This is a genomic window from Halorussus halobius (assembly GCF_004765805.1).
GTDB classification, from domain to species: Archaea; Halobacteriota; Halobacteria; order Halobacteriales; family Haladaptataceae; genus Halorussus; species Halorussus halobius.
This window is the reverse complement of record NZ_ML219773.1, coordinates 1,231,405-1,254,779: the sequence shown is the minus strand read 5'-3', so window position 1 is coordinate 1,254,779 and position 23,375 is coordinate 1,231,405. Positions and strand designations below refer to the sequence as shown.

Here is a 23,375-nt window from a genome sequence, read left to right as displayed (position 1 = left end):
CGAACGGGAAATCATGGCCGCGATACAGGTAGACGACTTGACGAAGACGTTCGGCGACACGACCGCCGTGGACGGCCTCTCCTTCAGCGTCGAGGACGGCGAACTGTTCGGGCTGCTCGGGCCGAACGGCGCGGGCAAGTCGACGCTCATCAACGTACTGGTGACGCTGCTCCGGCCCACGTCGGGGTCCGCGAGCGTCGACGGCCACGACGTGGTCTCGGAGACCGGCGCGGTCCGCAACAGCATCGGCATCGTCTTTCAGGAGCCCGCGCTCGACGAGGAGTTGACCGGCGCGGAGAACCTCCACTTCCACGCCCGGCTGTACGGGATGGACAGGGCCGACCGCGAGCGCCGCGTCGACGAGATATTCGACCTGGTCGGCCTCTCCGAGGAGCGCGACGACCGCGTGGGGACCTACTCGGGCGGGATGAAGCGCCGGCTCGAAATCGGGCGCGGACTGCTCCACGAGCCGTCCGTCCTCTTCCTCGACGAGCCGACGGTCGGTCTCGACGCCCGCACGCGCCGGGACACGTGGGAGTACATCCAGCGCATGAACGAGGAGGCCGGCGTCTCCATCGTGCTGACGACCCACTACATCGAGGAGGCCGAACAGCTCTGCGACCGCGTGGCCGTGGTCGACGACGGCGACATCGCGGCGGTCGACACGCCCGACGCGCTCAAGGAATCGCTCGGGGGCGACGTGGTCTCGCTCGACGCCGACGGCTCGACTGCCGACTTCCGCCGCCGGCTCGACGACTGCGAGTGGGTCAGCGAGTACGCCAGCAGCGACGCGGGGATTCGGGTCACGGTCGAGCGCGGCGACGCCCGCGTGGCCGACCTCGTGCGACTGGCCGACGACGCCGGGGTGGCGATACGGTCAGTCGACATCCACCGGCCGAACCTCGAAACCGTCTTCCTCTCGCTGACCGGCGCGACGATGGCCGAGCGCGAGTCCGGCACGAGCGAGGGGTCCGGGACCGCGAGCGACTCGGGAGCGGGCGACGAGCGAGTCGGCGAGCGCGCCCACCTCGCGGCCACGGAGGACGAGGCATGAACCTCGTCGACCCCCTGAGCGTCTACGCGCTCTGGCTCCGGGACGTCAAGCGGTTCCTGCGCGCGCCCTCCCGGATAATCGGCTCCATCGCCATGCCGTTGTTGTTCCTCGTGTTCCTCGGGTTCGGCTTCAGCGGCGCGGCCATCCCCGGCCTGCCCGAGGGCGTCGACTACCTCCAGTACCTCGTGCCCGGCATGGTCGGGTTCACGATGCTGTTCGGCGCGTCGTTCGCGGGCATGTCCATCCTCTCGGACCAGGACGTGGGCTTCCTCAAGGAGATTCTGGTCGCGCCGGTCAGCCGGACCTCCATCGTCCTCGGGCGCATCGCGGGCGGGTCGACCACCGCGCTGGTGCAGGCGGGACTCATCCTCCTGTTGTCGATTCCGCTCGGCTTCGAGGTCGACAGCCTGCTGTCGCTCCCGCTGGCGGTCGTCTTCCTCGTCCTCATCGCGGTCACGTTCGTCGGATTCGGGGTGGCACTGGCCTCCCAGTTCAGCGACAGCGAGGGGTTCGGGCTGGTCGTCCAGTTCGTCATCTTCCCGCTCTTCTTCCTCTCGGGCGCGATATACCCCGTCGGGAGCCTGCCCGACCCGGTCCAGTTGCTCGCGCTGGCGAATCCGCTGACCTACGGCGTCGACGGGCTGCGCGCGGTGCTGGTCGGCACCTCGTCGTACCCGGTGGCGGTCGATTTGGGCGCGCTCGTGCTCTCGTCGGTCGTGATGGTGGGCATCGGCACCTACCTGTTCGAGCGCGTCGAGGCGGTGTAGCGGGGCGCTCGCCGCCTCCCAACTCGGACGAACCAACGACGTTCAATAGGCGCGACCACCGACGAGTTGCGCTCGGTGACACACTCCACGCCCTCGGCGGACTAGAACGTCCACGTCCTCGGCGTCTGCGCGAACGAACGTGAGCGCAGGCTCGTCAGAGCTTTCCTCTGACGGCGGATTGAAAGGGCGAGGCGCGCTCGCGCATCGCGTGGTCGTCTCAGCGACCTCTATTCGACGCAACTACGTCCGTCGAATATGTCGCTGAGCGGCCTCCTCGTGAGCGAAGCGAACGAGGGCTCGTCGGAGCTTGCCTCCGACGGTGGCGAGCGCGCCGAGGGCTTTCTGGGATGTGGTTGCGGTTCTGTTGTCACAGTGCGCACAGAGGGCGTTCAAGGCTGTGATTGCTGTCCTGCTGTCAGAGAGCGCGCCGAGGGCGTTCGAGGCTGTAATTGCTGTCTCAGTGTCAGAGACCGCGCCGAGGACGTTCGAGGACCGATTACTACTCGAACTGGCTACTGGACACCCCCCGACTCGGCGACAACCCACTTGTCCCTCGCCGACGAATCGCGTCGCATGGATACCGAGGTCCACTATCGCGAAACCCAGACGTTCGACCAGCCGTGGCTCTGGGGCCTGCTCGGGCTACGGGTATTCGTCGTGCTCGCTCGCGCCGCGCGCGGCGAGCGGTCGACCCGCGAGACGGCCCGTTCGCTGGTTCCGGTCCTCGCGGCCGCCGCGCTCGTCCGGACCGCGACCCTCTACACCGAGGTCCGGACCGACGGAATCCACGTGAAGTTCGCGCCGTTCCACCGGTCGTTCCGGCGGATTCCGTTCTCGGAACTCGCCGACGTGCAGTCGATGGGGTACAGCCCGCTCCGGTACGGCGGCTGGGGAATCCGGTGGCGGCCGAGCGAGATGGCCTACACCGCGAGCGGGACGACCGGCGTCCGGTTCGAGCGGTCGGACGGGTCGTCGGTGTTCGTCGGCTCCGAGGACCCCGACGAACTGCTGGCCGCCGTGCAGGACGCGTCGGGGCGGGAGGTCTGAGACGCGCCGGGTCGGCTCGTCGGGCGCGCGCCGAGCCGAGTCGTCCGACGCGAACCGAGTCAGACCGTCCGGTACGCGCCCAGCCGCGTCCCGTCGAACAGGTAGGCCTCGCCGTCTGCCAGCCCCGCGGGGAGGAACGGGGCCAGAAACTCCTGTCCCGCGACGTTGACCCACGTCTTTCCGACGAGGTCGTTGAACGCGGGGAAGACCACGAGTTCGGTCCCCGGTCCGACCTCGCCGTGGCCCGCGAACGCCGCCGGATTCGCCCCGCCGCGAAGCCAGACGCGCTCGACCCGACTGCCGCCCACCTCGTCTTCGAGTCGGACGGCGGGGTGTTCGTGACCGACGCAGAGGACGTCGCCGGCGAGCGCGTCGCTCGTGGGCCACGTGTGCCCGTGGGCGAACCCCACGTCGCCGAGTCGGACCCCCGCGCCGTCGGTCACGTCGAGGTCGGCCCACGACTCGATGGCCCCGTCGTGGTTGCCCTTGACGAGCGTGGCGGGCACGCCCCGGTCGTCGAGGCGCTCGAGCAGGACCTCGATTTCGCCGCGCTCGGCCCCGCCGGGGTCGCCGATGGCCTGCATCAGGTCGCCGAGAAAGATGACGCGGTCGGCGTCGGTCCGGTCGAGCAGGTCCAGCAGGCGCTCGCGGCGACGGTCGGCGCGGCTGTCGAGCGACACGCCCTCCGCGCGGAGCGCCTGCTCGACGCCCGCGTGGAAGTCGGCCACGACCAGCGCGCGCTCGGGAGCGGCGTCGGCGGGTCGACCGCCCCCGGAGTCGGCGGGCGAGACGCCAGCCTCGCCGAGGGTCGCGACCGCCGCCGGTTCGCCGGGGACCGGTTCCACGAGGCCCATCAGATGGGCTTGAGCGTGTCCTCGCCCGACTCGTAGCACCGGCCGGCCATCAGCGCGGACTCGATTGCGTCGTCGACGTCGGCGGGGACCACGTCGTACGTCTGGACCACGGCCGCCAGCAGCGCCTCGTGCTCGACGCCGTCGCCGTCGTCGAGGTCCTGCATTCGGTCCATCACGGCGTCTTCGAGGTCGTCGGGCGTCTCCCCGCCCTCGTCGGTCGCCCCGCTCTCGTCGGCGCTCGACTCGTCCGCTTCGCCCCCCGAGTCGGCCGGCGCGTCCTCGCCGACGGACGCGCCGGCCGCTTCTGTGGCGGCGGTCTCCCCGCCGGCCGGCGACTGGTCGTCGGCGTTCACGGCCGCCTCGGTGCCGCCCTGCGCGGACTCGACGTCCTGCAACTCCTCGGCGTCGACCGCCTTGCCGGTCGACTCGGCGTGCTGGTCGTCGTCGCCGGATTCGGCCTCGACGCCGGGCTCGGGTGGTTCCATCTCCGATTCCTCGGGACTGTCGACCTCGCTACCGGACGAGAACTCCAGCCCGTACTCCTCCTCGACCTGCTCGCGCTCCTCGTCGTCGAACTCGTACATCTCGTCGCCCGCGCCGGCCGTCCCGAGGTCGGGACCGTCCGCGTCGCCCTCGGGGTCGGACGCCGCGTCGGCGGTGCCGGCCTGCTCGGCCTCGACTTCCGGCGGTTCGTCGGTGCCGACCTCCTCCTGCAACTCGGCGGCGTCCGCGGCGTCCTCGACCTCGGGCGGCTCCGCTGCGTCCGCTGTGGCGTCAGCTTCGGGGACGGCTTCCGCGTCGCCCTCGGACTCGACTCCCGGTTCGACCTCGGGTTCGGGCGCGTCTCCGAGGTCGGGAGCCGATTCGGGTTCGGACGCGTCCTCGGCGTCCGGTTCGGCCTCGGTTTCCGGTTCATCGTCGGTGTCCGGTTCGGCCTCGGCTTCCGACGCGGGCGCGGACTCGGCGTCGTCGACGGTACCGGTTGGCGCGTCGCCGAGGTCGTCGCTCGCGGCCGGCTCGGCGCTCCCTTCGGACGCCGACGCCGCCGAATCGACGTCGACGTTGCCCGGCGAGTAGTCGAGCGCCACGTCGGCCGCGCTCGCGCCCTCGTCGGGCGCGAGGTCGAGCGACCCGACGTCGTCGGCGTCGAGTTCGCCGGCCACGACGCGGGTCGCGTCGATCGCGAGGTCCCGGACGGCCGCGAGGTAGCCCCGCGTCGTGCCGTAGTGGTCGAGCGCGAGCGGAATCCCCGCCGCGAGGCCGGCGTCCGCGCCGCCGGCTTCGAGCGCCCCGCGGAGGTCCTCGCCCCGCTCGCCCGAGTCGAGCGCGTCCGCGAAGGTGGACGCGCGCGCGAGGGTCTGCTCGGCCGTCTGGACCGTCCAGCGGTCGCGGGTCTCGGCGTCGACCTCGTTGATGGACTCGGGCCGGATGGAGGTGAACACCCGGTCGGAATCCTCGGGCTGGAAGGTCCGGGCCTTGCCCGTCACCGCGACGAACGTCGGCGGGTCGGCGCGTTCGAGGAACGCCATCTCGTCGGGCTGGTACTGGCCGGCGTAGAGGACGAACGCGCCGGTGGGGTCGACCACTCGGCCCCGCAGGACGTCGTCGCTGACCTGCTCGACCTCGGTCAGCACGCCCACCGCGAACAGCCGGTTGACGCGCGCGCCGGTCGGCGTGACCACGTAGTTGGGCGCGCGCTCCTCGTCGCTCTCGGAGTAGTCGAAGTCGGCGTCGTCGTACTCGGCGGCGAACACGCGCCACGCCACCTCGCGGCGGCCCGCGCCGCCCTGCCCGTCGTCGTCGTTCGCGCTCATTCGGCCACCTCCGCGAGCAGCGCCGTCGCGCGGTCGGTCGGCGACTCGTCCGACGCCTCGAACTCGGTCACTTCGAGGTTCGCGCCGTAGTCGTCGACCGAGAGGTTGCCCCGGACGCGGAACTCCCGGCCCACGATTCGCTCGCGTATCCGGTCGGCCACGACCTCCTTGTCCATCGCGTCGCGGGCCTGCTCGCGGGCGTCGTCGAGGTCGCCGCCGTACACCTCGGCGGTGAGTTCGTCGTCGAGGACAGCCGTGACGGTGCCCGTGCCGTCGTCGAGTATCGCCTTCACGCGCAGGTCGTCCTGCCCGTCGACGTCGCCGTGGCTCCGACACTGGCCGTTCTGGGTGACGCGACCGCACTCGGGACAGCGCTCGATGAGTCCGGAGCCGTCCCGGACCGCGACCACGTTGGCCAGCACTTCCACGTCGTAGGCCCCGCCGGTCGAGACGGCGTCCCGGACCGACATCCGGGTCGCGGTGTCGCTGACCTCGACCTCGCGGTCGAGGGGTTCGACGGTCGTGAACTCCGAGAGGTTGACCGAGGGGACGCCCCGGAACTCCCGGACGTACACGTCCTCGGCCCGGAGGGTCGCGCCCTCGACCACCGCCTCGCGGGCCTCCCAGTCGGTGAACGGCAGGCGCGCTGTCTCGTCGGCGAGCACGCCGCTGTTGATCTCGGTCTCGCCGTCGCGGCCGTCGATGGTCTTGCGCTCGACCTCGACAACCGTGACCTCGACGTTCCGGCCCCGGTCGCCGGGTTCGAGCGTCGAGAGGTCCGAGTCGCCGCCGGCCTCGTCGGGCACGTCGATGTCGTCGGCGTACGCCACGTTGGTACTCTCGCCGAGGTTGAGTTCGGGGTCGCCCTCCCACTCGCGGACGCCGGCGTTGCCCACGGTGACCGTGTCGCCGGGCGAGAGCCCGAACTCCTGCCAGGCGGTGTAGGAAATCCGTCCCGTCTCGTCGGCGAGTTCGCCCTCGCGGATGACCTGCTCGTCGCCCTGATACCGGATGGAGCGCTTGCCGGCGGTCAACACCTTCGCGGTCACGGTGACGTTGCCCTGGTCGGTGGTCACGTCGGCGACGTCGACCTCCGAGGGGCCCCCGGAGCCGCCGCCACCGTCGCCGTACTTGCGCCGGAGGCTCTGTTTGGCCTCCTCGACCGGCACGCTGTACTCCACCAGGTTTTCGAGGTCCGCTTTGACCTCCTCCTTGTCGACGCCGAGGTCGGAGGCGAGGTCCTCGGCATGGTCGTCGAGACTCATGGCTCGGACTTTACCCGGGCGAAGTAAAAAGTGTTCGTCACCCGGGGCGACCCGGAGTCTGCTCGCGGTCGCGCCCCGGCCGCCCGACCGAAACGGGTTTTCCGCCCGGCCGACTAGCTGCGGTATGCGCGTGGTCGTCAACGCCGCGACGAGCGTCGACGGGAAGCTGTCGTCGCGCCGGCGCGAGCAGCTCGCCATCAGCGGCCCGGACGACTTCGACCGGGTCGACGCGCTCCGGGCCGACAGCGACGCCGTGATGGTCGGGGTCGGGACCGTGCTGGCCGACGACCCCCACCTCACGCTCGACGACCCCGACCGCAGCGACGCCCGGCGCGAGCGCGGCGAGTCGGCCCACCCGGCCCGAGTAATCGCGGACTCGCGGGCCCGGACCCCGGCCGACGCCCGGATTCTGGACGACGCCGCGACCACCTACGTCCTCGTCTCTGAAGCGGCCCCGGCCGAGCGCGTGGCGGAACTGGCGGCGTCGGGCGCGACGGTCCGGACGGCGGGCGACGAGCGGGTCGACCTGACCGCCGGGTTGGCCGCGCTGGCCGACGCAGGCGTCGACCGACTGCTGGTCGAGGGCGGCGGCGAACTCATCTTCTCGCTGTTCGAGGCGGGCCTCGTCGACGAGCTGCGGCTGTTCGTCGGCTCGACGGTCATCGGCGGCCGCGACGCCCCGACGCTGGCGGACGGCGAGGGGTTCGTCGAGGGGTTCCCGGACCTCGAACTGGAGGCCGTCGAGCGCGTCGACGACGGGGTCGTGTTACGATACGAGGCGACCTAGGCGTCGTCCTCGATGCGTGAGACCGCGAGGGTGTGGCCGGTTCGCTCGCCGTGTTGGATGACGACGTCGGCCGGCCTCGGGTCGGCGTCGGCGTCCACGACTCGCTCGAACGAGCAGTCCTTGCACTTCACTCGGATCGTGGTCCCGTCCTCGGCCATCGGCCGGTAGTCGTTCGTCCTCCGTTGGGGAGTGGTTTCCCCTGCCATAGCCGGCGGTTTTTAACCGCCATCGCCTGTTGGTAAATCAACCAGCGTCGGAGGCCACCGCGCGAGAACGAAGCGGCTGGTCAGTGCGAGTGGCCGGTCATCTCGCCGAACGACTGGCCGAACCGCTCCTCGAACAGTTCCAGCGCCTTCTCCTCCTGGGCCCGGACCGCCTCGCCGGGGTCCTCGGGGGCGTGGTGGACCAGCGCGTGGGCCTGCTGGGCCAGCGACAGCATGGCGAGGTCGCCCAGCACCTCGGCGTCGGTCTCGTCGTCGTCCTCCCGGAGGAGGTCGACGACGCCCGCGGGCGCGGTCAGTTCCTCGGCGTCGCCCTCCGGCGATTCGATGGTGTACGTGATGGTTTCGACGTCGTCTGCCATACCCGCTCTTCCGCCGGCGGACGTAAAGATGTAGTGGAAGCGGGGTCGGTCCCCGAACTCGTCGAAGTCGACGGTAGACGGGCCGGCCCGGACGAGTTCGCCGTCGCTGGCGCAGGCGCGGTCGACCGTCCGGTCGAACTCGCCGTCCCCGTCGTGTCCTCGTGGTCGCCGACGGGACGTCGACGGTCGTTGGCGGGGCCGAGCGGTCGGTCGCTCCAGGACCAGTCGTCGACTGGATGGGGTGCTCGGTCGGCGTCGCGTCCTCGCCGGGCGCGAGTCCGGCGCAACCGGCGGCCGCGACGAGCGCGACGAACGCGACGAGCGCGAGGCGGTTCGATATTCGGCGGTGCTACTCGGTCGGTCGTCAGGTGCGTTCTCCCGACGCCGCCGGCGGGCCCGGCCGACTTCCCAAGCCTTTTGACTGACTGGTTAGTCAATAGTAGTAGAGAATGGGAGACGCATCCGACGATCTGATGGCGGCGACCTACTGCGCGCTCTGCGAACACGGGTACGCCGGCCTGACGATGCAACGAATCGCCGACGAGTCGTCGGTGTCGAAGTCCGCGCTCCACTACCACTTCGACACCAAAGAGGAGTTGCTGGAGGCGTTCCTCGACGACTTCCTCGACAGGTTCGAGGAACAACTCGCCAGCGAGTCCGACGACCCGCGCGTGCGCCTCGACGCCCTGCTGGACGCGGTGTTCGGCCCCGCGCAGGACGAGAACGGCGACTTCCCCACGGCGCTCATGGAGCTCAAGGCCCAAGCGCCGTACCACGACACCTACCGGGACCGGTTCGTCGAGATGGACGACCGGATGCGGGAGGGCGTCGCGACCGCGGTCCGCGACGGCGTCGAGTCGGGGGACTTCGAGCCCGCCGACCCCGAGACGGTGGCGCGGTTCGTCGTCACAGCGATCAACGGCGCGCACGCTCGGGAGGTGGCGCTCGACGAGTCGCCGGGCGAGACGGCCCAGCTCGTCGAGTCGTACCTGTCCAACCGGCTCGGATACGCCCCGGAGGTGGTCGCGTGAACCTCCTCAAGGGCCAAGCCGACCTCGACCTCACCGAGGGCGGCATCGTCAAGCCGCTGTTCTACCTCTCGCTGCCCATCGTCCTCACGAACCTGATGCAGACCGCGTACAACCTCGCGGACACGTTCTGGCTCGGCCAGTACTCCACCGAGTCGCTCGCGGCCATCTCCTTCGCGTTCCCGGTCGTCTTCCTGCTCATCTCGCTCGGACTCGGGCTGTCGGTCGCGGGCAGCGTCCTCGTGGCCCAGCACACCGGCGCGGGCGAAACCGAGCAGGCCGAGTACGCTGCCTCCCAGACCGTCGTGTTCGCGGTCGCGGCGTCGGCCATCTTCGGGACGGCCGCGTTCCCCTTCGTCGAACCCCTGCTTGGCTTCCTCGGTGCCTCGCCCGACGTCCTGCCGGGCGCGACCGCCTACATGCAGGTCATCTCGCTCGGCCTGCCGTTCATGTTCGGCTTCTTCGTGTTCAACGCGCTGATGCGGGGGTCGGGCGACACGCTGACGCCGATGTTCCTGATGGCCGGGACGGTCGTGGTCAACATCGTCGTCGACCCGTTCCTCATCAACGGCTGGACGCTGGTCGAGGGCGCGCCGCTCGTCGGCACGGTCGGCTTCCCCGAACTCGGCATCGAGGGCGCGGCCATCGCCACCGTGTTCTCGCGGAGTCTGGCGATGGTCGTGGGCGTCGCCATCCTGTTCCGGGGGAATCGCGGCATCCAGATCAACTTCCCGGACATGCGGCCCGACTTCGAGTACCTCCGGAAGATACTCCAGATCGGCGTGCCCGCGAGCGTCGAGGGCACGGGTCGGGCGCTGTCGATGAACGCGCTGTTGATAGTCGTGGGGATGTACTCGACGACCGTGGTTGCGGCCTACGGCATCGGAACGCGGGTGTTCTCGGTCATCTTCCTGCCCGCTATCGCGGTCGCTCGCGGCGTCGAGACGATGACCGGGCAGAACATCGGCGCGGACAAGCCCGACCGCGCAGCGCAGGCGAACTACGTCGCGGCGAAGGTGTTGTTCGTCATCCTCGCGGTCGTCGGGGTCTTCGTGTTCCTCGTGCCGAGCCCCATCGTCGCGATATTCACCAACGACCCCGAGGTGGTCGAGGTCGGCGCGACCTTCCTGCGGTACGTCGCGCCGACCTTCGGGTTCATCGGCATCATGCGGGCGTTCACCGGCGGGTTCCGGGGCGCTGGCAACGTGATGGTGGCCGCCGCCATCTCCGTGATTACGCTCGCGGGCATCCGGCTCCCGGTCGCTTTCGTCGCCTCGGAGTTCTTCCTCGGCGCCTCGGGTATCTGGCTCGCGTTCGGGGTCTCGAACGTCCTCGGCGCGACCATCGCGTGGCTGTGGTTCCGGCGCGAGACGTGGCGCGAGGGCGACGTCCGCGGGACCTCCGGCCCCGGCCCGACCGACGCGAGCGACGGGGACGCGGCGCTCACCGACGATTGACCGGCGAGCGGAGAAGAGTGGGTTCGGGACGGCTCAGTCGTCGCCCGCCGCCGCTTCGGTCGCGGGCTGGCCGGCTCCGAGGTCGGCGGTTTCGAGGTAGTCGTCGGCGTCGAGCGCGGCCTTACAGCCCATGCCGGCGGCGGTCACCGCCTGCTGGTAGTGGAAGTCGACCACGTCGCCCGCGCCGAAGATGCCGGGGACGCCGGTCTTGGTCTGGCCGCCGCCCGTCCCGCCCTCGGTCTTGATGTATCCCGCCTCGTCGAGTTCGACGCCGGTTCCCTCGAGGTACTCGGTGTTGGGCGTGTGGCCGATGGCGAGGAACACCGCGCCCACGTCCATCTCGACCGTCTCGGTCTCCGGGTCGTCGAGCTTTTCGGAGGGGTAGCCCTCGGGATGGCGGACGAGTTCGGCGTAGTCGACGCCGTCCTCGACCGAGCCGTGCACCTCGACGAGTTCGGCGTTCTCGATTATCTCGATGTCGCCGGCGTCGACCTTCTCCTGGACGCGGTCGACCCAGTAGTCCTCCGCGCGGAAGTTCTCGCGGCGGTGGACCAGATACACGGTGTCGGCGAACTTGGTGAGGAAGTCGGCCTCCTCGAAGGCGGCGTCGCCGCCGCCGACGACTATCATGTCCTCGTCGCGGAAGAACGCGCCGTCGCAGGTCGCGCAGGTCGAGACGCCGTAGCCCATGAGTTCGTCCTCACCGGGGACGCCGAGGGTTCGCGCGCTCGCGCCCGAGGCGGCGATGAAGGCGTCGGCGGTGAGTACGTCGCCGTTCGAGAGTTCGACCCGGTAGGGTCGGGCGGAGTCGTCGACGTCGGCGACGACGCCGTTGCGTATCTCGGCTCCGAAGCGCTCGGCCTGCTCTTTCATCTGGTCGACCAGCTCCGGGCCGCTGATGCCCTCTGGGAAGCCGGGGTAGTTCTCGACGTCGGTGGTCAGGGTGAGCTGGCCGCCGGGCTCGTCGCCCTGCAGCACGAGCGGGTCGTTGTTCGACCGGGCGGCGTAGATGGCGGCGGTCAGCCCCGCGATGCCGCTGCCCGAGACGACGAGCCGGCGGTGCTCGGGCCCGTCGCCGGCGTCGTCGGCGATGCCCAGCTTCTCGTCGAGTTCGCCCGACTCGTCGAGCGCCTGCGTGTCGTCCCAGCCGCCGATGAGTTCGTCGTCGACGAACACCTCGGGCGCGGTCTTGCGGCCGTCCGCGCGCTCGACCATCTCCTCGAACAGGTCGTCGTCGCCGGTCACGTTGTACGTCTCGTAGTCGACGCCCTTCGAATCGAACAGGTCCTTGGCCTTCCGGCAGTACGGACAGTCCTCCTTGGTGTATATCTCGACTCGGGGTTGTTCGCTCATAGTGCAATATTGTCGCGGCGGGCGTATTTAGCTTGTGTTGTCGCGTCGCGTTTCCGGTATCGTCGCTTCGCGACCGGGCGACGGTGGGCAGACGTATGAGCGAGAGCGGGACAAGCGCGGAACCGCGGCGGGGGCACGACCGACGACGAAACCGGCGGGCACAGACCAAGGGCGTCGGAGTCGAGAGGCGACGACGCGGATGAATCGCCGGGCGATAGACCCCCGAAGCGCTTACCCCGACTCCGCGCCTCGTTGGGCGCATGGCCGCCGACCTACACGAGAAGACCGACCGGTACGAGGAGTTGCTCGCCGAGGCGCTGGACGCCGCCGAGGTCGCGCCCCCGGCCGACACGCCGATGGGCGAGGCCGCCGCCGAGTGTCTGGAGATGGCCGAGTCGTACCTGCGGGACGGCCGCCACTTCCGCGAGGACGGCGACCCCGTGAACGCGCTCGCCTCGTTCTCGTACGGCCACGCGTGGCTCGACGCGGGCGCACGCGTCGGCCTGTTCGACGTGCCCCGCGAGGGCCACCTGTTCACGGTGTGAACGCCGAAATCGTCCGCGCAGTGTTCAAATCCGGCAACCAGCAGCTACGTGCGCTCGATGACACAATCCACGCCCTCGGCGGACTGAAACGTCCATGTCCTCGCGGACTGAAACGTCCATGTCCTCGGCGAACTGAGACATCCACGCCCTCGGCGTCTGCGCGAACGAACGTGAGCGCAGGCTCGTCAGAACTCGTCTCTGACGGCGGACTGAAAGGGCGAGGCGGGCTCGCGGCCGAAGGCCGTGGTCGCCTCAGCGTGGCTACTATCTCGCGGGCGCAGTCCTGCGCCCGCGAGATATCCCGCTGAGCGACCGTCTCGTGAGCGAAGCGAACGAGACCTCGTCAGTCGCAGCCCGCGCAGCGAAGCGAGCAGGAACGTCTGACGGTGGCGAGCGCGCCGAGGGCTTTCGAAGATACGTTTGGGGTTGCGGTTCAAATGTTGTCAGAGAGCGCGCCGAGGACGCAGCCTCTCGTCCGCCCACGAAGCTAACACGCCGGCCGTCGAAGTACCGATATGGGAAGTCGCTCGCGGTCGTCGGGCGTCGTCCGGCCGGGGTTCGGCGGGACGCTCGACTGGCTGGTGGTCGCGTTCGGCCTCGTCCTCGCGGGCGTCCACCTGTCGCTGGGCGTCGCCGACGGGCGCACGCCGTTTCTGGTGGTGGGCGCGGGCTTCCTGCTCGGCGTCGGCCTGTTCGCCTCCCGGCTCTGGCGGCCGATACTCTACCTCGTCGCGGTCGCGTACTCGCTGGTGCTGGGCGTGGTCTGGCTGGTCGGCGGCGCGCCCCGCCCGGCGCTGGGCGCGATGACCGGCGCGATAAGCACCGCGTTCGTCGCGCTCGCGGTGTATCGGTTCGTGCAAGCGAGCCGTCGGGCCGCGAGTCGGTGACGCCGAGCCGCGGTGAGCGACCTCGCTCGCGGTCGACGGACCGGCGACCGCGCCGGCGGTACGGAACGACGCGGGGCCGGTCGCGCGCTCACTCGTCGGGGCGACGGTCGCGGCGGTGGCTGCCGTGGCCGCGCCGACTGCCGTACCTGCGGTCGCGCTCGTCGGTGTCGCGGTCGCTCCCGCGCTGGCTCCCCTGCCCTGCGGTGGCGCGCTGACGGTCGCTCCGGTCCCGCCGGCGACTGCCGTACTTGCGGTCGCGGGACTGCCCGTTCCGCCGGGACCGACTCGCCCGCCGCGACCGGTCGCCATGATGTCGCTGGTCGGACTCGCCGCGCCCGGACCGGTCGCGGTCGCGGTCGCGGTCGCGGTCGCGGTCGGTCCAGTCCATCTCCCCGTCGTCGCTGTCGTGAAGTTCGTCCCGGTCGGCGGCGTCGCGCCGCTCTCGCTCTCGGTGTGGATTTGCCATCTGCGTTCCCCCGGCGGAGTCAGGACGAGCGCACGCTTAGGACTGCTGGCTGTTCGGTCGCTGTCGCTCCCGGTCGAAGCGGTCGGTAAAAATCGAGGTCAGTTCGAGCGAGTTGCCGGGTTACGCGACGGTGTACTCGGCGAGGACCTGGGAGTTCTCGCCGCTGTCGCTCGTCCAGACCACGCGGATGATGTCATCAGATGACACGTCGTTATTCGCATCCTGCCCGTATTTGACGATTTGCGCCGAATTACCCGCGCTTACCTCACCTGAATTCCAAACCTTACTGCCACCATTATTTTTTGCATCACTGCCGTTCACCGTCACCTCAATGTTACTATGAGGAATGGTGTCGCCACCATCATGGGTGACTGTGACTGAACTATTACTGTGCTGGTCGAAGCTGAAGCTCGCAGTCGGTGAACTACTCTGCACCTGATTGCCGAGGTCGAGGACGAAGGTCCCGATGACCGCCGCGAGGATGACCGTGATGGCCACCATCAGGATGACCCCGATGACCGGCGAGACTGCGCTGTCGTCCGAACGTAGGTTTTTGAGTTTCATTGTGTCGTGTCGTTAGTCGGTTTCGTATTCCGCGAGTATCTGGCTGTTACTTCCGTCGGTGCTTTCCCAGACGACTTGGACCGTCTCAACGCTGCTCATGTCGCACTGGGTCGTGTCTCCGGCAGAGATCGAATTGCCCGACCAACTACCGCAGTTCACACTAAGTTGGTCGCCCGAAATCGTATCTCCGCCGTCGTGGACGATCTGGACCGTATCGTCATTCCCTACGGATTCGTCGAAGCTGAAACTCGCCGTGGGAGAACTGCTTTGGACTTGATTGCCGAGGTCGAGGACGAAGGTTCCGATGACCGCCGCGAGGATGACCGTGATGGCCACCATCAGGATGACCCCGATGACCGGCGAGACCCCGGATTCGTCGTCGACCAGGCGTTTACTTTTCATGTCGTTGGATTCCTCCGTATCCCGTCACGTTATCATCCGTGAGAAGTGGCCGCGCCTTTATTAGTCCGGCGGAATACGGTAGTTCCGTCGGCGGGGGTTCGTCAAAGCCGCCCCGTTCCGGCACTTCTGTCGAGATGATACGTGCGTAGTGGCCACGTTGGGAATAACCCTATATAAATATTTGCTTACCTGAAAATGCAATTATAGAATTTGATAGCGGATTGGTCGCGCGAGCGCGGATACTGCACGAGACGAGTGCCCGCAGGTCGACCGTTTCGACGAGCCTCGGTCGCCGCGCGAGACTACTCCGCGATGTCGATGGCGGGCCGGCCCGGTTCGGCCTTGCCCGCGAGGTCCGGGTCGGCCTCGTCGGCGCTCCGGACCACCACGTCCGCGCCGAACTCGCGTTCGAGCAGCCACGCGGCGCGTTCGAGCGCGGCGCGCTCGCGCTCGGGCGACAGTTGCTCGTCGAGCGCCTCCTGTTGGGCCGCGAGGTCCTTGGCGAAGTCGGCGGCGTCCTCGCCTTGCTGTCGGAGCTGCTCGTCGCCCATCACCGTCCCGACCACGTCGCCGTCGGCCCCGGCAGCGAGCTCGTGCGCGCGGTGCATCCACTCGGGCGCGACCGCGAGCGTGACGGTCTCGGGGTCCTCGATGCCCACCGTCTCTACGATGTCCCGCACGTCCGCGCGGGTGTTCTCCACGAGGCGGCGCTCGACGTCGTAGTCGGCGGGCGCGTCGGCGTCGGGCCAGTCGGCGTCGGCCGCGAGCAGGCCGTCGTTGCCCAGCAGATTCCACATCTCCTCGGTGACGTGGGGCGCGACCGGCGCGAGCAGTTTCACCGCCGCGACCAGCCCGCGCTCGAAGGTGTCGGCGTCGGGCGTGGTGTGCTCCCGATAGCGCCGCAGCAGCGACACCTGCTCGCGGACCGCCTGTAGCGCGTGGTTGAACCGGAACTTCTCGTACTCGGCGGTCGCGGTCGCGACCGTCGCGTCTATCTCTCGAACGACGTACTCGCCGACCGCGCCCGCCGACCCGTCTGCCCCGCCCGTGACCTCGCCGGCGGCGTACTCCTCGACCAGCGTGTACAGGTTCTGGAGGAAGTCGTGAGCCGACTGGACGCCCTCGGCGCTCCACGCGAACTCCTTCTCGGGCTGGGCGGCCTCCATGATGAACAGGCGAGCCGTGTCGGCACCGTACTCGTCGACAATGCGCTGGGGGGAGACGCCGTTGCCCTTGGACTTGGACATCTTGTCGCCGTCCTCGCCCAGCACCATGCCCTGGTTCGTCAGGTCCGCGAACGGTTCGCGCACGTCCTCGACGAGGTCGACGTCGTCCAGAACCTTGGTGAAGAATCGAGCGTACAGCAGGTGCATCACGGCGTGTTCGATGCCGCCCACGTACCGGTCGACCGGCATCCAGTCGCTCGCGCGCTCGGAATCGAACGGCGCAGCGTCGAGGTCGGGCGAGACGTATCGCAGGAAGTACCACGACGAGTCGACGAAGGTGTCCATCGTGTCGGTCTCCCGGACCGCCTCGCCGCCACACTCGGGACAGTCGACGCACTTCCACTCCTCGGCGGCGTCCAGCGGGTTGCCCGTGGTGTGGACGAACTCCGGCAGTTCGACCGGCAGGTCCTCGTCGGGCACCGGCACGTAGCCACACTCCTCGCACCGGATCATCGGGATGGGCGTGCCCCAGTATCGCTGGCGCGAGATGCCCCAGTCCCGCAGGTTGTACTCGGTCCGGTGCTCGCCGTCGAACTCCTCGACGAAGCGGTCGCGCGCTTCCGCGCTCTCCAGTCCGTCGTACTCGCCGCTGTTGACCAGCACGCCGTCCTCGGGGTAGGCCGCCTCCTGCACGTCGACGTCCTCGGGGTCGGCCTCCGCGTCGGGCGCTGGTTCGACCACCTGCTCGATGGGGACGTCGTGGGCCTCGGCGAACTCGTGGTCGCGCTCGTCGTGGCCCGGCACGGCGTACAGCGCGCCCGTCCCCACGTCGGTCAGCACGTAGTCGGCGACGTACACCGGAATCTCCTCGCCCGTCGCGGGGTTGACCGCGTACTCGCCGGTGAACACGCCCGAGGTCACGTCGAGTTCGTCCTCGTCGGCGTTCTCGGCCATCTCGACGTACTCGGCCACCTCGTCGTTCCCCTCGGCGATTTCCTGCGCGACGGGGTGGCCTGGCGCGAGCGAGAAGAAGGTCGCGCCGTGGATGGTGTCTAGCCGGGTGGTGAAGATGTCGACCTCGCCGTAGCCCGGAATCTCGAACGCGACCGACGCGCCCTCCTGCTTGCCGATCCAGTTGCGCTGCATCTCCCGGACGTTGTTGGGCCAGCCGTCCAGTTCGTCGAGCGCTTCCAGCAGTTCCTCGGCGTAGTCGGTGATGGTGAAGAACCACTGGTCCATCTCGCGGGTCTCGATGGGCGTGTCACACCGCCAGCACAGTTCGTCCTCGCCCTCGACCTGCTCGTCGGCCAGCACCGTCTCGCAGGAGGGACACCAGTTGAGTTCCGAACTCTGGCGCTCGACCAGCCCCTCGTCGCGGAACCGCTTGAACAGCCACTGGTTCCACCGGTAGTAGTCGGGGTCGCAGGTGGTTACCTCCCGGTCCCAGTCGTAGCCAAAGCCCATGGCGCTCATCTGCTCTTTCATCGAGTCGATGCAGTCCATGGTCCAGTCGCGGGGGTTGGTGTCCCGCTCCTCGGCCGCGTTCTCGGCCGGCAGGCCGAAGGAGTCCCACCCCATCGGATGCAGGACCTCCTCACCCCGGAGGCGCTCGAATCGGGCGTACGCGTCGGTGATGGTGTAGTTGCGCACGTGGCCCATGTGGAGGCTCCCGGAGGTGTACGGGAACATTGCGAGGACGTACTCGGGGTCCTCGGCGTCGTCCTCGATGCGGAACGCGTCGGCGTCGTCCCACGCTCGTTGCCACTTCGGCTCGACCTCGCCGTGGTCGAAGCCACGCTCGCGCTGCTCTCCGGGTGCGGTCATGTCCGAGAGTCGGGTGACGACGATACTATAGCTTTTCCTTCTGCCAGACCGCAGCGTCCGGATACGTACCGGCAACTCGGTCACGCGACCGACGCGCGCCGATTCATTTTCCGCGTCGGTTCCGTGTTCCACGCTGGCGTGTGGTGGTTCTCGTTCCACGGTCGGCGCGCGCTGGCGCGGCCTCCGTGCCGCGCCAACTGCGCGAGGGAGGCGAGCGCGTTCAGGCGCTCGCCGAGGCTGGGGAGGCGTGAGGCGTTCGCGGTGCGGTCGCGGTGCGGGGCGGTGCGCCACCCTCGGCGGACTGAAAGGGCGAGGCGCGGTCGCGTGCAGTTCAGTCGTCTCAGCGACCGCTATTCGGCGCGCGGTTTGCGCCGAATATGTCGCTGAGCGACCGCGAGCGCGCCGAGGGCTTTCGAGGCTGTGCCTGCTGTTTTGCTGTCAGAGACCGCTCCGAGAGCTTTCGGGGCTGTGATTGTGGGTCTGCTATCAGAGAGCGCGCCGAGGGCGTTCGAGGCTGTGCCTGCTGTTTTGCTGTCAGAGACCGCTCCGAGAGCTTTCGGGGCTGTGATTGTGGGTCTGCTGTCAGAGAGCGCGCCGAGGGCGTTCGAGGCTGTGCCTGCTGTTTTGGAGTCAGAGAGCGCGCCGAGGGCGTTCGAGGACGTAGTTGCTGTTCCAGCGATGTCACAGAGCGCGGCGAGGGCGTCGAAACCCGAGCCTCGACGCCAAGCACCCCGACAGCCACACCACCGACACCCCCTTGGCCCGCCCGACCCAACAAGCGACCATGCGCCACCTCGGACGCCGCGCCCTGACGGTCCTCGTCGGCGTCGGCCTGCTCGCGGTCTACGCGGGCGTCGCGTACCTCGGCTACCGCCTGCTGGCGGCGCTCTGGCTCGTCCGGGGCGACCTGCTCGCGGTCGTCGCGTGGACCACCCTGCTGGCGGTCGCGCTGGGCTACCTGAGCTACCGCTGGGGCACCGACCAGCTGCTGGCCCGCCTCGGCGCGGCCGACCTCCCGCGCCGGCGCGCGCCCCGGCTCCACGCCCGGTTCGACCGGCTCTGCGAGGCGATGGACGTCGGCCGACCCCGCCTGCTGGTGGGCCGGATGGCCGCGCCGAACGCGATGGCGGTCGGCGGGCTCCGGGACGGCGCAATCGTGCTCGACCGCTCGCTGTTCCGACTGCTGTCGGGCGACGAACTGGCGGCGCTGCTGGCCCACGAACTCGCCCACCTCGAGAGCCGGGACAGCCTAATTCAGACGCTGGCGGTCAGCGCGGGCCAGTCGCTGGTCTGGGTGGTCGTCGTGCTCGCGCTCCCGGTCGCGCTCGTGGGGTCGGGCCTGCGTCGCGCGCTCGGCTGGCTCCGCGGGCGACCGTCCGGGCCGGTCGCGCCGCTCGGGGAGCTTCGCCACCGCGTCGGACAGGTCGTGATGGTCGCGTTCACCGGGCTCACGCTCGCCCTGCTGGCCCACTCGCGCCGCCGGGAACTCGCGGCCGACGACCGGGCCGCCTCGGTCACGGGCGACCCGCTCGCGCTGGCTCGTGCGCTCCGAAAGATAGAGCGCGCGACCAGACCCCGGTGGGGCATGACCGCGCCGCTGTACGTGCACGGCGACGAGGACGGGCGGCTCACCCGACTCCTCTCGACCCATCCCGCCATGGACGAGCGCGTCGAGCGACTCCTCGCTCGCGCCGACCGCGAGCGCGGCGCGGCCACCGTCGAGGTTCGGTGACCCGGAGACGGCGCGGACGCGAGGGCTGTGGGCTCGTGAGACGCGTGAACGTGTGGGCCACTCCGGTTTTCCGGGTCGACGGCTTACCTGCGAGCATGCGACGACGCACGTATCTCACGGCGACGAGCGGGGCGCTACTGGGTGGGCTCGCGGGGTGTGCCAGTCCGTCCGACGACGAGGAGACCGAGGAGGAAGCCGGGGGCGAAGGCGAGACCGAGACGACACCGGCCGGCGGGACCACGACGACGGCGGAGGCGACCGAAGGCGGCGAGACGACGGCGGGGGCCGAGACGACCGCCGACGAGGACGGGGCGACGACCGAGGGGAGCGAGACCACTGCGGGCGCGGAGACGACCGCCGGCGGGGGCACCCGGACGGTCGCGATGATAACCGAGGGCGACGAGTACTACTTCGACCCAATCGGGCTGTTCGTCGAGCCGGGCACCACGGTCGAGTGGGTCAACGAGTCCGGGTCCCACTCCGCGACGGCCTACGACGAGGGCACCGGCGGCGCGGAGGTGACGCGCATCCCCGAAGACGCCGAGCCGTGGGACAGCGGCACGTTCACCGAGGAGGGCGCGACGTTCAGCTACACCTTCGAGGTCGAGGGCACTTACGACTACTTCTGCATCCCGCACAAGACCCTGGGGATGGTCGGGCGTGTCGTCTGCGGCCAGCCCGGCGACGTGACGGGTGACCCGCCCGACGGCGCGGTACCAGACGCCGAGACCATCGCGGACGAGGGCTCGGTCGCCTACGACGAGTTCGAGGGCTGAGTCGGCCGCCCAACGCGGTCACCGACCGACCCGGCGACGTTCGGCGTCCGGCTCCCGGTCGAGGTCGGCCTCGTCGAGCGCCTGCCGCCACGAGCCGAACCGGCGGTGGTAGGTCACCGGGGCGTACGCGCCCCGCTCGTCCATCTCGGCCACCTTGGGCGCGCGGCCGAACTCGTCGGCTAGACGCTCTATCTCCCGGAGGAGCTCGGCCTCGGAGATGCCGTCGTTGGTGTCGAGCATCGCCTCCTGGAGCGCGGCCGACCAGCTCCCGAACCGGAGCTGGTAGGTCCGGTTGGAGTACCGGCCGCGCTCGGTCATGTCCCGCTGGGTCGGGGGCTCGCCGAGTTCGGTGTAGAGCCGCTGGAGCTCGGCCAGCAGTTCCCGGTCGGGGATGCGCTTGGTCCCCATCTCGTCGGGGTCGAGCCCCGCCGCCTCCAGCGCGGCGTTCCAGCTCCCGAACGCCTCCTGGTACTGCTCGGGCGCGTACGCGCCCTCATCGTGCATGTCCACGACCGTCGGGGTCTTGCCGAGGCGGGCGGCCAGCGACTGGAGGGCCGACCGGAGCGACTCCGGGGACGCCTGCTGGCTCATTACGTTCGGAGAGGCGGCGCTCAGCCTTAAATCTGGGCGTTGGGGCTGTCGAGTCCGGTGTGGAGCCCGACGGTGCGAGCCCGCCGAAGGCTCAATAGCGTCCGACTCCAACGGGAAGCCATGGGGGACGACGACATCAGCGACGTTTCGGGGCTACCGGACGAACTCGGTATCGACGAGGACCTCGGCCGGGCCGACCAGCGACTCACCGTCCGGGTCGACGAGCGCACCTACGGCAAGGCGATGACGATAGTGGCGGGGTTCGACGAGTCGTCGGTCGACGTGGGGGACCTGGCCTCCGACCTCAAGAGCAACCTCGCGACCGGCGGCACGGTCGACGACGGCCGCATCGAGCTCCAGGGCGACCATCGCGAGCGCGTCCGCGACCTGCTGGCCGACCGGGGGTTCCCGGTGGACGAGTAACGCGAGCGTCGCGGTCCGCACCGCCGAAGCCATTCGACGCCCGGAGCTTATGTGGCGTCGCTGCGTCCGCGAACACATGGCACTCGACCGCTATCCCGACCTCGACCCCGACGAGGGCGAGGTCGTCGACGCCGAACTGGCCGCGACCGACGACGTGCTGGTCAAGGCGTTCGCGCTCGGCCCCGGGGCGGAGCTGTCGCCCCACGACCACGCCGACGCCACGAACGTCTTCCACGTCGTCGAGGGCACCGTCACCGTGGTCCGGGGCGACGAGGAGGAACCCGTCGATGCGCCGGGCGTGGTCGTCCACGAGCGCGGCGTCGTCCACGGCGCGCGCAACGAGACCGACGAGACGGTCGTGTTGACCGCGAGCCTCTGTCCGCTGCCGTCCTGACGCGTCGGCGCTCGCCGCTCGCACGCCTCGGCTCCCGTCCGGTTTCTTCAAAGCTTTAAACGTGGCCGCCGCACGTCGGAACGTGAACCCGAACATTCTGATACTCGGTGCGCCGGGTGCAGGCAAGGGCACCCAGAGCGACAACATCGTCGACGAGTACGGGGTCGACCACGTCACGACCGGCGACGCCCTCCGGTCGAACAAGGGGATGGACATCAGCCATCTCGGGCTGGCGTACGACACGCCCGGCGAGTACATGGACAAGGGCGAACTCGTCCCCGACGAGGTCGTCAACGAGATCGTCGAGACGGCCCTCGACGAGGCCGACGGCTACGTGCTCGACGGCTACCCCCGCAACCTCGACCAGGCCGAGCACCTCTCGGCGATGACCGACCTCGACGTCGTGCTGTACCTCGACGTCGACGAGGACGTGCTGGTCGAGCGCCTGACCGGCCGCCGGGTGTGCGAGGAGTGTGGCGCGACCTTCCACGTCGACTTCGACCCGCCCGAGCAAGCGGGCGTCTGCGACGAGTGTGGCGGGGACCTCTACCAGCGCGAGGACGACAGCGAGGAGACCGCTCGCGAGCGCATCCGCGTCTACGAGGACAACACCGCGCCGGTCGTGGAGTTCTACGACGACCGGGGCGAACTCGCCCGCGTCGACGGCGAACAGACCCCCGACGAGGTGTGGGGCGACGTGAGCGACGCCATCGAGACGCACGCCTGAGCGGTCGCCTACCGGTCGAGTTCGGCGTCCAGTTCCCGGTCGGTCGGCTGCGTCGCGTCGGTTCGGTGGACTTTCGCGTCTGCGAGCGTCTCGGTCTCCAGCAGTCGGTCGAGGCGGCGCTCGAACTCGTCGTCGGTCAGTTCGCCGTCGGCGTAGCGCCGCCGGAGTCGGTCGAGCGCCGCCTCGGCGTCGTCGGCTTCCGACCCGCCGATTCCATCGACGGCTCCGGTCTTCGCGAGGAACCACACCAGCGGGCCGACGACCGCGAACACGCCCAGCACGCCGGCGAGGACGACCAGCACCGTCGGCGCTTCGGTGGCGAGGACCGTGCCCAGTACGACCGTAACTACTCCCGCCATCACTACCTTGGCGGTCCCCTCAGATTCGACCCCCTCGATAGAGTCGTCCATGTGACGCCGTTAGATTCGATGACAGATAATTCGAGGGGTTCGACGCTACGTGGACGTCATCGCGCCCGTGGCGCGATTGGTCGTCACGCTCTCGGAGCCAGTGAAACGAGCAGGCCCGTCGTCCGGCGCTCGCGCGTCCGTGGTCGTCGCCGGCGGCTCTATCCGCGCGGTCGCGGTGCGGGGCTGTGAGGCGCGGACGTCCGCCAGAGCGACCGCGAGCGCGCCGAGGGCGTTCGTCGGTGTGATTCTCGAGCGTGAGAGCGCGCCGAGCGCGTTCGAGGACGTGTCGGCACGGAAACTCGCGTATCTGAACGCGACCGCGAACCGAGAGCGAAAGTTGATTAACCGGGACGTTCCAAACTGGGCACGATGGCACGGACCGCGGACAAAATCGAGTCGCGGATAGCCGAGGACACGGCGGTGGGCGCCGCCCAGGCGGGGGGGTTAGACCCCCCCGAC

General features: G+C 69.5%; 25 protein-coding genes. 13 read left to right on the top strand and 12 right to left on the bottom strand.

Going from position 1 to position 23,375, the window contains the following annotated elements:
• Nucleotides 1-13 precede the first annotated feature (13 nt).
• The 3 genes from EPL03_RS06370 to EPL03_RS06360 all read left to right on the top strand — a co-directional run bounded on the left by EPL03_RS06370 (nucleotide 14) and on the right by EPL03_RS06360 (nucleotide 2,868).
• Complete coding sequence (locus tag EPL03_RS06370) at nucleotides 14-1,054, top strand: ABC transporter ATP-binding protein (RefSeq protein ID WP_135828479.1); 1,041 nt, start codon at nucleotides 14-16, stop codon at nucleotides 1,052-1,054.
• Nucleotides 1,051-1,821, top strand: a complete 771-nt coding sequence (locus tag EPL03_RS06365) for an ABC transporter permease (protein WP_135828478.1) — start codon at nucleotides 1,051-1,053, stop codon at nucleotides 1,819-1,821. The genes EPL03_RS06370 and EPL03_RS06365 overlap by 4 nt, the downstream gene beginning before the upstream one ends.
• A gap of 573 nt (nucleotides 1,822-2,394) precedes the next feature.
• Nucleotides 2,395-2,868: a hypothetical protein gene (locus tag EPL03_RS06360; protein ID WP_135828477.1), complete on the top strand. Its 474-nt coding sequence runs from the start codon at nucleotides 2,395-2,397 to the stop codon at nucleotides 2,866-2,868.
• Nucleotides 2,869-2,927: 59 nt separating this feature from the next.
• On the opposite strand, the gene EPL03_RS06355 is transcribed toward EPL03_RS06360, so the two are convergent.
• The 3 genes from EPL03_RS06355 to EPL03_RS06345 are packed head-to-tail and all read right to left on the bottom strand — an operon-like array spanning nucleotide 2,928 to nucleotide 6,801.
• On the bottom strand, nucleotides 2,928-3,722 hold the full coding sequence (locus EPL03_RS06355) for a metallophosphoesterase (RefSeq protein WP_135828476.1): 795 nt from the start codon (nucleotides 3,720-3,722) through the stop codon (nucleotides 2,928-2,930).
• A complete protein-coding gene (locus tag EPL03_RS06350) occupies nucleotides 3,722-5,536 on the bottom strand; it encodes a hypothetical protein (RefSeq protein ID WP_135828475.1) in 1,815 nt (604 codons plus the stop codon). The genes EPL03_RS06355 and EPL03_RS06350 overlap by 1 nt, the downstream gene beginning before the upstream one ends.
• Nucleotides 5,533-6,801, bottom strand: coding sequence for a Single-stranded DNA binding protein (locus tag EPL03_RS06345; protein ID WP_135828474.1), 1,269 nt, complete (start codon nucleotides 6,799-6,801; stop codon nucleotides 5,533-5,535). The genes EPL03_RS06350 and EPL03_RS06345 overlap by 4 nt, the downstream gene beginning before the upstream one ends.
• Before the next feature lie 124 nt (nucleotides 6,802-6,925).
• Here EPL03_RS06345 and EPL03_RS06340 point away from each other — a divergent pair, with 124 nt between their 5' ends.
• Nucleotides 6,926-7,588, top strand: a complete 663-nt coding sequence (locus EPL03_RS06340; protein ID WP_135828473.1) for a 2,5-diamino-6-(ribosylamino)-4(3H)-pyrimidinone 5'-phosphate reductase — start codon at nucleotides 6,926-6,928, stop codon at nucleotides 7,586-7,588.
• Here the strand turns inward: EPL03_RS06340 and EPL03_RS19830 are convergent.
• Both EPL03_RS19830 and EPL03_RS06335 read right to left on the bottom strand, forming a co-directional pair.
• Nucleotides 7,585-7,746 (bottom strand): hypothetical protein, encoded by a 162-nt coding sequence (locus EPL03_RS19830; RefSeq protein WP_168216192.1) that lies wholly within the window; start codon nucleotides 7,744-7,746, stop codon nucleotides 7,585-7,587. The genes EPL03_RS06340 and EPL03_RS19830 overlap by 4 nt on opposite strands.
• A 128-nt stretch (nucleotides 7,747-7,874) precedes the next feature.
• Nucleotides 7,875-8,171 (bottom strand): DUF7545 family protein, encoded by a 297-nt coding sequence (locus tag EPL03_RS06335; protein WP_135828472.1) that lies wholly within the window; start codon nucleotides 8,169-8,171, stop codon nucleotides 7,875-7,877.
• 449 nt (nucleotides 8,172-8,620) lie between these two features.
• Between EPL03_RS06335 and EPL03_RS06330 the strand changes: the two genes are divergently transcribed.
• Both EPL03_RS06330 and EPL03_RS06325 read left to right on the top strand, forming a co-directional pair.
• Nucleotides 8,621-9,202, top strand: a complete 582-nt coding sequence (locus EPL03_RS06330) for a TetR/AcrR family transcriptional regulator (RefSeq protein WP_135828471.1) — start codon at nucleotides 8,621-8,623, stop codon at nucleotides 9,200-9,202.
• Nucleotides 9,199-10,656, top strand: coding sequence for an MATE family efflux transporter (locus EPL03_RS06325; protein WP_135828470.1), 1,458 nt, complete (start codon nucleotides 9,199-9,201; stop codon nucleotides 10,654-10,656). Before EPL03_RS06330 ends, EPL03_RS06325 begins: the two co-directional genes overlap by 4 nt.
• A 33-nt stretch (nucleotides 10,657-10,689) precedes the next feature.
• On the opposite strand, the gene EPL03_RS06320 is transcribed toward EPL03_RS06325, so the two are convergent.
• Nucleotides 10,690-12,009 carry an FAD-dependent oxidoreductase gene (locus tag EPL03_RS06320; RefSeq protein ID WP_135828469.1) on the bottom strand — a complete coding sequence of 440 codons (1,320 nt, stop codon included), beginning with the start codon at nucleotides 12,007-12,009 and terminating at the stop codon, nucleotides 10,690-10,692.
• Between the two features lie 260 nt (nucleotides 12,010-12,269).
• On the opposite strand from EPL03_RS06320, the gene EPL03_RS06315 reads away from it, so the two are divergent.
• A complete protein-coding gene (locus EPL03_RS06315; RefSeq protein ID WP_135828468.1) occupies nucleotides 12,270-12,554 on the top strand; it encodes a DUF357 domain-containing protein in 285 nt (94 codons plus the stop codon).
• A 515-nt stretch (nucleotides 12,555-13,069) separates the two neighbouring features.
• Nucleotides 13,070-13,441: a hypothetical protein gene (locus EPL03_RS06310; protein ID WP_135828467.1), complete on the top strand. Its 372-nt coding sequence runs from the start codon at nucleotides 13,070-13,072 to the stop codon at nucleotides 13,439-13,441.
• 88 nt (nucleotides 13,442-13,529) lie between these two features.
• Here EPL03_RS06310 and EPL03_RS06305 read toward each other — a convergent pair whose 3' ends face one another.
• From EPL03_RS06305 to leuS, 4 genes are all read right to left on the bottom strand, one after another.
• Entirely contained in the window at nucleotides 13,530-13,907 is a 378-nt protein-coding gene (locus EPL03_RS06305) for a hypothetical protein (protein ID WP_135828466.1), read from the bottom strand.
• Nucleotides 13,908-14,027: 120 nt separating this feature from the next.
• Complete coding sequence (locus tag EPL03_RS06300; protein WP_135828465.1) at nucleotides 14,028-14,471, bottom strand: type IV pilin domain-containing protein; 444 nt, start codon at nucleotides 14,469-14,471, stop codon at nucleotides 14,028-14,030.
• Nucleotides 14,472-14,483: 12 nt separating this feature from the next.
• Nucleotides 14,484-14,873 (bottom strand): type IV pilin domain-containing protein, encoded by a 390-nt coding sequence (locus tag EPL03_RS06295; protein WP_135828464.1) that lies wholly within the window; start codon nucleotides 14,871-14,873, stop codon nucleotides 14,484-14,486.
• A gap of 302 nt (nucleotides 14,874-15,175) precedes the next feature.
• Nucleotides 15,176-17,863: a leucine--tRNA ligase gene (gene leuS, locus EPL03_RS06290; RefSeq protein WP_135828463.1), complete on the bottom strand. Its 2,688-nt coding sequence runs from the start codon at nucleotides 17,861-17,863 to the stop codon at nucleotides 15,176-15,178.
• A 784-nt stretch (nucleotides 17,864-18,647) separates the two neighbouring features.
• Here leuS and EPL03_RS06285 point away from each other — a divergent pair.
• Both EPL03_RS06285 and EPL03_RS06280 read left to right on the top strand, forming a co-directional pair.
• Complete coding sequence (locus EPL03_RS06285; RefSeq protein WP_135828462.1) at nucleotides 18,648-19,595, top strand: M48 family metallopeptidase; 948 nt, start codon at nucleotides 18,648-18,650, stop codon at nucleotides 19,593-19,595.
• 95 nt (nucleotides 19,596-19,690) lie between these two features.
• Nucleotides 19,691-20,371, top strand: a complete 681-nt coding sequence (locus EPL03_RS06280) for a plastocyanin/azurin family copper-binding protein (protein WP_135828461.1) — start codon at nucleotides 19,691-19,693, stop codon at nucleotides 20,369-20,371.
• An 18-nt stretch (nucleotides 20,372-20,389) separates the two neighbouring features.
• Here the strand turns inward: EPL03_RS06280 and EPL03_RS06275 are convergent, their stop codons facing one another.
• Nucleotides 20,390-20,962 carry a homing endonuclease associated repeat-containing protein gene (locus EPL03_RS06275; RefSeq protein WP_135828460.1) on the bottom strand — a complete coding sequence of 191 codons (573 nt, stop codon included), beginning with the start codon at nucleotides 20,960-20,962 and terminating at the stop codon, nucleotides 20,390-20,392.
• A gap of 120 nt (nucleotides 20,963-21,082) precedes the next feature.
• Here EPL03_RS06275 and yciH point away from each other — a divergent pair, with 120 nt between their 5' ends.
• From yciH to EPL03_RS06260, 3 genes are all read left to right on the top strand, one after another.
• Nucleotides 21,083-21,385, top strand: a complete 303-nt coding sequence (gene yciH / locus EPL03_RS06270) for a translation initiation factor (RefSeq protein ID WP_135828459.1) — start codon at nucleotides 21,083-21,085, stop codon at nucleotides 21,383-21,385.
• A gap of 76 nt (nucleotides 21,386-21,461) precedes the next feature.
• On the top strand, nucleotides 21,462-21,779 hold the full coding sequence (locus tag EPL03_RS06265; RefSeq protein ID WP_135828458.1) for a cupin domain-containing protein: 318 nt from the start codon (nucleotides 21,462-21,464) through the stop codon (nucleotides 21,777-21,779).
• An 82-nt stretch (nucleotides 21,780-21,861) separates the two neighbouring features.
• Complete coding sequence (locus EPL03_RS06260) at nucleotides 21,862-22,506, top strand: adenylate kinase (protein ID WP_135828457.1); 645 nt, start codon at nucleotides 21,862-21,864, stop codon at nucleotides 22,504-22,506.
• Between the two features lie 8 nt (nucleotides 22,507-22,514).
• On the opposite strand, the gene EPL03_RS06255 is transcribed toward EPL03_RS06260, so the two are convergent.
• Nucleotides 22,515-22,916 (bottom strand): SHOCT domain-containing protein, encoded by a 402-nt coding sequence (locus EPL03_RS06255; protein ID WP_135828456.1) that lies wholly within the window; start codon nucleotides 22,914-22,916, stop codon nucleotides 22,515-22,517.
• Between the last annotated feature and the right edge of the window lie 459 nt (nucleotides 22,917-23,375).